Consider the following 7,134-nt stretch of genomic DNA (forward strand, 5'->3'; position numbering starts at 1 on the left):
ACAATTGAGCAATTTTTTGCTGGATTGTACGGGAATACTTCGATTGAACAGGAACCTATGTCAGCGGGAAGACAAATGGGTGGTCACTTTGCCACACACAGTTTAAACGCCGATGGATCATGGAAAAACTTAACAGAACAAAAAAACTCTAGTGCTGATATCTCTCCTACTGCAGGCCAAATGCCTCGTTTATTAGGTTTAGCGCAAGCATCTAAAATATACCGACAAGTAAAAGGAATCACCAATAAAGCTAATTTTTCAGTTAATGGAAACGAAGTGGCTTGGGGAACCATAGGGAATGCAAGTACATCCGAAGGATTGTTTTTTGAGACCATTAATGCAGCAGGCGTATTACAGGTTCCTATGATTATAAGTGTTTGGGATGACGAATACGGAATCTCAGTGCATGCTAGACATCAAACTACCAAAGAAAATATTTCGGAGATTTTAAAAGGATACCAACGTGATAGCGAACACAAAGGGTATGAAATCTTAAGAGTAAAAGGATGGGATTATACTGATTTGATTGCAACCTATGAAAAAGCAGCGACCATTGCTAGAGAAGAGCACGTTCCTGTTTTAGTTCACGTAAATGAATTGACACAGCCACAAGGACACTCCACTTCGGGATCACATGAACGTTATAAAGATGGAGATCGCTTAGCATGGGAAAGAGATTTTGACTGTATTAGACAAATGCGTTTATGGATGATTGCCATCAATATCGCTTCTCAAGAAGAATTAGAACTAATTGATATTAGCGCTAAAAAAGAGGTTGTAGAGGGTAAAAAAGCTGCTTGGGCTAATTTTATTGCTCCAATAGTAGAAGAACAAAAAGAAGTTATTGCTCTTTTAGAAAAAGTAGCTCAAACTAGCACCAATAAAGAAGGTATTTTAAAGCAAGTAGCTCAAATTAAAGGTATCAAAGATCCTTTGAAAAAAGAGATTTTAATTGCCGCTCGAAAATCATTGCGTTTATTAGTAAACGAAGCAGGACAAGAAGAGCTAGCTTTATGGATCAAGAAGTATACAGCGAAAAATGAATATTCATTTGGAAGTAATTTATATTCTCAATCTACAGACAATGTATACAAAGTAGCTGCAGTCGCACCTGTTTATCCAGAGAATGCTATTGAAGACACTGACGGTCGCATGATTTTAAGGGATAACTTCGATGCCATCTTTACCAAATATCCTGAAACCTTAATTTTTGGAGAAGATGCGGGAGCAATTGGCGATGTGAATCAAGGATTGGAAGGAATGCAGGAGAAGTATGGTGAACTCCGTGTAGCAGATGTAGGAATACGTGAAGCCACTATCATTGGTCAAGGGATTGGAATGGCACTACGTGGCTTACGCCCTATTGCTGAAATTCAGTATCTAGACTATTTACTGTATGCTATTCAAATCATGAGTGATGATTTAGCGACACTGCAATATAGAACCGTCGGAAAACAAAAAGCACCACTAATTATAAGAACTCGTGGTCATAGACTAGAAGGAATCTGGCATTCGGGTTCTCCAATGGGAATGATCATTAATGCCGTAAGAGGAATTCATGTATTAGTTCCAAGAAACATGACTGTGGCAGCAGGATTCTACAACAGCTTGTTAGAATGTGATGAACCAGCTTTAGTGATTGAATGCTTGAATGGTTACCGTTTAAAAGAGAAAATGCCATTAAATTATGGAGAGTTCAAAACCCCTATTGGAGTTATTGAAACCTTAAAAACAGGAAAAGACATTACGCTAGTTTCTTATGGATCCACTTTGCGATTAGTAGAGCAAGCGGCAAAAGAGTTACTTGAAATAGGAATCGATTGTGAAATCATAGATGTCCAATCATTACTTCCTTTTGATATTAATGAAGAGATTGTAAAAAGTGTTGCTAAGACAAATAGATTATTAGTAATTGATGAAGATGTACCTGGTGGAGCATCGGCTTACATTATGCAACAAATAGTAGAAAAGCAGAACGGTTATCAATATTTAGACAGTAAACCTCAAACGTTAACCGCGAAAGCACACAGACCGTCGTATGGTACAGATGGAGATTACTTCTCAAAACCATCTGCTGAAGATATTTACGAAAAAGTATATGCGATGATGAACGAGGCGAATCCATCTCAGTTTCCAAATTTATACTAAATCGCATCATAATAAACACAGAAATCCTGCTCACTATCGAGCAGGATTTTTTTTATAGAAATAATTAGTGTACCTTGTTTTTAGTTATTTAATAAATTAAAGAAAAAAAATATGAAAAAAACAACCTATTTAGTCGCAGGATTATGTTTAGTAGCTCTAGTTTCATGCAAAGACAAAGAAGCAGAACCTACTACAATCGAACAAACAATTGAAGTTAGTCCTCCTGCGGTGGAACCAGCTAAAGACAGTACTTCCATTAAAATTGGATCTGATGGTGTAGATATCAATACCTCAAAAGGAACAAACTCAACGAGTATATCTGTTGGCGGAGGGAAAGAATCTAAAGTAGAAATTAAAAAATAAAGGTAAAAAATTACAACACCTTCTTAACAGCCAGTATTTTTAATATATTGGCTTTTTTTTGTTATTTGTTTAACATGAAGCTCCTAGTAAATTAATTATCTTTCACATAGTAAATAGCTGATTTTATTAAAAGATCACAGGATTACGTAACTATAAATTAATCATTACATTATGGAAAAATACGCATTACTCGCTCGTTTAGAAGCGAAGCCAGGAAAAGAAGAAGCAGTAGCTGCCTTTTTAAAAAGTGCACTACCAATTGCAGTTGAAGAACAAGAAACGGTAAAATGGTACGGATGGCAGATAGGACCCTCTACTTTTGGGATATTTGATACTTTTGAAACTGAAGCAGGCCGAAAATCTCATTTAGAAGGTGAAATCGCAGCCAAATTAATGGAGCATGCTGGCGATTTATTAGCTTCTGATCCTGTGATTGAATTTGTAGATTTATTAGCTGTAAAATAAACGCTTATCTACAAACAGCTCTTTTTACTTCGAGGCTCTTTTGCTGAAGCAAAGGATAAAACTGTAAACAAAACTTTATAAAACCAACATAAATTTTTTATGTTGGTTTTTTTTTATTTATTTTAGGGCTCAAACCAAATTCAACAAGAATGACAACCTTACATAGCATCCTAGAAAACATAAAAGACGTTAAAGTTATTGACCAAAACATCCCATACAGTTCATATTACCCGTTAGACTTAAGTAGTACTAACGTTGCTTTACAAACCATACCCTTATCCAATTCGAATGAATACGAGCAGTTCATTAGTGCTTATTTAAGTACTAATAATGCTAAGGTAGCCTACGGCGGTTACAATGAGCAGCGTAATTTATATAAACGTAGCACTGTATTTAAGGATGATGAAACCGAAGAGCGTAATATCCATATAGGACTCGATCTTTGGATTAATGCCGGTACCTCCGTTTTGGCTGCTTTAGATGGTAAAGTGCATAGTTTTCAAAACAATGACAGCTTGGGTAATTACGGTCCCACTCTAATTCTAGAGCATCAAGTCGAAAATCACACTATTTATACTTTATATGGTCATTTGTCGTTAGAAAGTATAGCAAATAGTGCAATAGGACAAGAATTCAAAAAAGGAGAAGTTATTGCAACACTTGGTGAAGCCGCTGTAACGGAGATTATGCTCCTCACCTCCATTTTCAAATTATTAATGACATGGGAGATTATAAAGGAGATTATCCAGGAGTATGCAGCCAATCTAACTTAACATTTTATCTAGAAAATTGTCCAAATCCAAATCTTTTACTAAAAATAAATTAGAAGGAATGAAAAAAATAGTAGTCTTACTTACGTTGATTGTTTTGGTAGGTTGTAAATCCAAAAAACCAGTACAAACGGTCGAAATTGAAGAACTTAAAACAGTGCAGGTAGCGCTATCCTCTGTCAGCTCCACTCAAAAAGACAAAGCCTACGACCTTGGTAAGCGTATTTTAATGACATGTAACACCTCTAAATTTAAGCCTTTTACTACCTCAGAAGCAACACAATCAGTAATCAATAACATAACATTAGAAAAGTTAAGTAAAACTTGCGGCAAATACAGGCAATGGTATGGAACTTTCCAAGATTTAAAATTAGTCGAAGTGTATCAAAACCCAAATGATCAAAGTACTATATTCCGCTTTAAAGCCTTATACAGTAAAAAAGTAGCCAATAAAGAGCTACGTGTTTTTATGAATAATGCGAACCAGTTATCTGCCATCAAAACAATGGATTGGAAAGATTCTTTTTAACACTCAACCAATGATTTCTAAAATAACGCTTCTTTTTCTATTATTCCCTATCGTTTTTTTTGGTCAAAATACGATGACCATAAAAGGCGGAAAAGTATATCCTGCGACTTCGAATTGGAATTTTATTTGTCCCAACTATGCCCTTAGTGGTGAGCTGACTGTACAAGTTGCAAAAACAGAAAATGGAGGCTTGCTAAAACTAAGTTCCCTTTCTAGCAACCCTGAATTTATTATTAAAGGTACCGTTTACATTTATCTTACTAACGGTGCTATTTTGACTTGTACAGACAAAGGGAATTTTGAAAATGCAGGCAATCAAATTACATCTTTCTTCACTTTTACAACCGCTGAAATGCAGCTTTTAAAAAAGCAAGACATTCAATCCATTCGCTACAATATTGTTGGAAAAAGTAATGTTTTTAGTAGCCAAATTGGAAATTTCACCGCTATAAACAAACAAAACTATTATACTACAACTTATAAATCAGATAGTAGTACCACCTACCCTACAAGCAACGAAATTGCAGCTTTATAACCTTACTTAATGTCGTAAGTCTTACATAATCTAAATTAAGATACCCAAGATGGGCTGCTTTTTACCTCAAATTAAACCGAAAACCCAAAACTGTAAATAGTATAACTTTTTATAATAATTGTATAAAACAGTATGCAAGTGGATGACTTACCTTTGATTTATAGAAATTCCAAAAAAAGTCAATCATGTTTTTTCTAAGCATTTTAGCCGTTGTTATTGTAGCTGTCTTAGTGCTGTGGATTATCAATACCTATTTACCGTTTGATGGTGTTTTAAAAAAAATATTTAATACTGCAGTTGCTATAGCCATTATAATATGGTTTTTACAAACTATAGAGGTATTGTGAACTTAACTAAGTAAACAATAATTCAAACCATTACCCTTGTTATAACTATTTTATAGCAATAATTAAAAATATAAAATTATGAATCTTAAAAGAATTTTTGGAGCTATTTTAACAACGTTAGGGATAGCCGCTTTGATATATGATGCAGTAGTATTTAGTAGTACATCAGGAAGTAATCAAGATATTAAATCGTTAGTAATTTATGGTGTCTTGGGTCTTATCTTTTTCAGTTCGGGGATTAGTTTAGTTCGAACTACTAAGGACGAAGCTTAATTTACGAGGATTTATTGTACAATTAAGACGTAGTATATCTCAGAAATATAGAATAAAGTGATGCTTTTATAGGCACACTTTAGGTTTGGTTTTGGTTTTGGTGAGGACTGCTGAGTTAATCAGCAGTCCTTTTTTTTTAGAAATTTAGGTAAAGCTTATAGTGCACTTCTTTCAAAATGTGCAAATATTATAACATTTGCCAAAAGTACTATAAGATATACCTCTTCTAAGTTAGCGAACTTTGTAAAGAAGAAATGGTAAAGCTATTACTGTTACTTTTTTCAATACATATCAATCCTTAAATCATATATTATGAGCAATTTACTTTACACCATCGCTGTTATCTTGGTACTTTTTTGGGCAATTGGATTTTTTGCCTACAGTGCAGGATCTATCATTCATATTTTACTAGTAATCGCAATCATAGCCATTTTACTAAGACTTATTCAAGGAAAAAAACTTTAAAAAAAATACATTATGAAAAATAATAAAGCACTATTGGGATTTTTAGGTGGTGTTGCAGCTGGAGCATTGCTTGGCGTATTATATGCACCAGATAAAGGAAGCAGAACCCGCAAAAAAATAAAAAGAAAAGGAGCTGACTACACAGAGGATGCCAGAAACAAAGCAGCTGATCTTTTGGACACCTTCACTGATAAATACGAAAGTTTAAAAGCAGAAGGAAAAGAGCTGATTGCTCAAGGAAAAGCGAAGCTTGGAAAATAAAGGTTCCAAACAAAAACTATAGCACAGCTAATTAACAATTATCTAAGCTAAAACTCCAACTACATGAGTTGTTTTAACATTCAAGATTACTCATGTAGTTCATAGAAAAAAAAATTTAAAATAGCGCTTTTTTACAAAGCAGATTTAGCTAGATATATAAATTAAGTTGTACTCAAACACTGAAGTTTACCCAACTATTTTTCAAGGGTATTGTGCCCACATCTTAGCGTTCCTTTTTGCGAAGCTCCCCCTTGTTTAGCAGTCCATTACAGCTATTTTTTTTAATTTTCTCTGATTACTTTTCATAATATACTGTCAAAAATCATGTGATAGTATTTCAACTCAATAGCGATTCCTGTTATTTCAAATACTAAATAACAACGCCATTTTTCAAATTACTCTTAATTTATTTGTCGGCTTTTAAATCAAAATCAAACCGCCAGAATTACAAAAACTTAAAAACAAAAATCATGTCAATACAAACAACAAATCCAGCTACTAACAAAGTAGTTCAAACATTTGAAGAAATGACCGATAAACAAGTAGATGCAGCTGTTGCAAAAGCGGCGTCTACCTTTCAAGAATGGAAAAAAACAAGCTTTAGCGAAAGAGCCAAACTAATGCATAAAGTAGCCCAATTAATGCGCGAAAAGAAAGCAGCTTTAGCAAAACTAATTACCTTAGAAATGGGTAAAATTATTAGTCAATCTGAAAGTGAAATTGATTTAAGTGCCAATATTTTCGATTATTATGCTGACAATGCCGAAACCTTCTTAGCCGATAAAAAACTACATCCTGATTCGGGGGAAGCCTTTGTTCGAAGTAGTCCTATTGGAGTACTATTTGGAGTTATGCCATGGAATTTTCCTTTCTACCAAGTTGTTCGATTTGCAGCGCCAAATATTATGGCAGGGAATACAATTTTACTAAAACATGCATCGATCGTTCCACAGTGCGCTATTGCTATTGCATCCTTGT

General features: G+C 34.3%; 11 protein-coding genes. All 11 read left to right on the forward strand.

What is annotated here, in order from left to right:
- On the forward strand, nucleotides 1-2,148 hold a 2,148-nt coding region (locus P8M54_RS14105), incomplete at its 5' end, for a transketolase C-terminal domain-containing protein (protein WP_300288616.1).
- 111 nt (nucleotides 2,149-2,259) lie between these two features.
- Entirely contained in the window at nucleotides 2,260-2,511 is a 252-nt protein-coding gene (locus P8M54_RS14110) for a hypothetical protein (RefSeq protein WP_300288617.1), read from the forward strand.
- A 171-nt stretch (nucleotides 2,512-2,682) separates the two neighbouring features.
- Nucleotides 2,683-2,976, forward strand: coding sequence for an antibiotic biosynthesis monooxygenase (locus tag P8M54_RS14115; RefSeq protein WP_300288618.1), 294 nt, complete (start codon nucleotides 2,683-2,685; stop codon nucleotides 2,974-2,976).
- Nucleotides 2,977-3,125: 149 nt separating this feature from the next.
- Complete coding sequence (locus P8M54_RS14120; protein WP_366525156.1) at nucleotides 3,126-3,749, forward strand: peptidoglycan DD-metalloendopeptidase family protein; 624 nt, start codon at nucleotides 3,126-3,128, stop codon at nucleotides 3,747-3,749.
- Between the two features lie 58 nt (nucleotides 3,750-3,807).
- Complete coding sequence (locus P8M54_RS14125; protein WP_300288619.1) at nucleotides 3,808-4,275, forward strand: hypothetical protein; 468 nt, start codon at nucleotides 3,808-3,810, stop codon at nucleotides 4,273-4,275.
- A gap of 10 nt (nucleotides 4,276-4,285) precedes the next feature.
- Nucleotides 4,286-4,810, forward strand: coding sequence for a hypothetical protein (locus P8M54_RS14130; protein WP_300288621.1), 525 nt, complete (start codon nucleotides 4,286-4,288; stop codon nucleotides 4,808-4,810).
- Nucleotides 4,811-4,995: 185 nt separating this feature from the next.
- Nucleotides 4,996-5,157: a Thivi_2564 family membrane protein gene (locus P8M54_RS14135; protein ID WP_300288622.1), complete on the forward strand. Its 162-nt coding sequence runs from the start codon at nucleotides 4,996-4,998 to the stop codon at nucleotides 5,155-5,157.
- Nucleotides 5,158-5,235: 78 nt separating this feature from the next.
- The gene (locus P8M54_RS14140) at nucleotides 5,236-5,430 is read left to right on the forward strand and encodes a hypothetical protein (protein WP_300288623.1); all 195 of its coding nucleotides are present in this window, start codon (nucleotides 5,236-5,238) and stop codon (nucleotides 5,428-5,430) included.
- 312 nt (nucleotides 5,431-5,742) lie between these two features.
- Nucleotides 5,743-5,895: a lmo0937 family membrane protein gene (locus P8M54_RS14145; RefSeq protein WP_300288624.1), complete on the forward strand. Its 153-nt coding sequence runs from the start codon at nucleotides 5,743-5,745 to the stop codon at nucleotides 5,893-5,895.
- A 12-nt stretch (nucleotides 5,896-5,907) separates the two neighbouring features.
- Nucleotides 5,908-6,156: a YtxH domain-containing protein gene (locus P8M54_RS14150; protein WP_300288625.1), complete on the forward strand. Its 249-nt coding sequence runs from the start codon at nucleotides 5,908-5,910 to the stop codon at nucleotides 6,154-6,156.
- Between the two features lie 470 nt (nucleotides 6,157-6,626).
- A partial coding sequence (locus tag P8M54_RS14155) for an aldehyde dehydrogenase family protein (protein ID WP_300288626.1) occupies nucleotides 6,627-7,134 on the forward strand: 508 nt, incomplete at its 3' end.

The organism is Flavobacterium sp., from assembly GCF_029242675.1.
GTDB lineage: Bacteria > Bacteroidota > Bacteroidia > Flavobacteriales > Flavobacteriaceae > Flavobacterium.

Bases quoted from the DNA above. Each gene is read 5' to 3' on its own strand.
- P8M54_RS14110 (WP_300288617.1), top strand. From the start codon at position 2,260: ATGAAAAAAACAACCTATTTAGTCGCAGGATTATGTTTAGTAGCTCTA.
- P8M54_RS14115 (WP_300288618.1), top strand. From the start codon at position 2,683: ATGGAAAAATACGCATTACTCGCTCGTTTAGAAGCGAAGCCAGGAAAA.
- P8M54_RS14120 (WP_366525156.1), top strand. From the start codon at position 3,126: ATGACAACCTTACATAGCATCCTAGAAAACATAAAAGACGTTAAAGTT.
- P8M54_RS14125 (WP_300288619.1), top strand. From the start codon at position 3,808: ATGAAAAAAATAGTAGTCTTACTTACGTTGATTGTTTTGGTAGGTTGT.
- P8M54_RS14130 (WP_300288621.1), top strand. From the start codon at position 4,286: ATGATTTCTAAAATAACGCTTCTTTTTCTATTATTCCCTATCGTTTTT.
- P8M54_RS14135 (WP_300288622.1), top strand. From the start codon at position 4,996: ATGTTTTTTCTAAGCATTTTAGCCGTTGTTATTGTAGCTGTCTTAGTG.
- P8M54_RS14140 (WP_300288623.1), top strand. From the start codon at position 5,236: ATGAATCTTAAAAGAATTTTTGGAGCTATTTTAACAACGTTAGGGATA.
- P8M54_RS14145 (WP_300288624.1), top strand. From the start codon at position 5,743: ATGAGCAATTTACTTTACACCATCGCTGTTATCTTGGTACTTTTTTGG.
- P8M54_RS14150 (WP_300288625.1), top strand. From the start codon at position 5,908: ATGAAAAATAATAAAGCACTATTGGGATTTTTAGGTGGTGTTGCAGCT.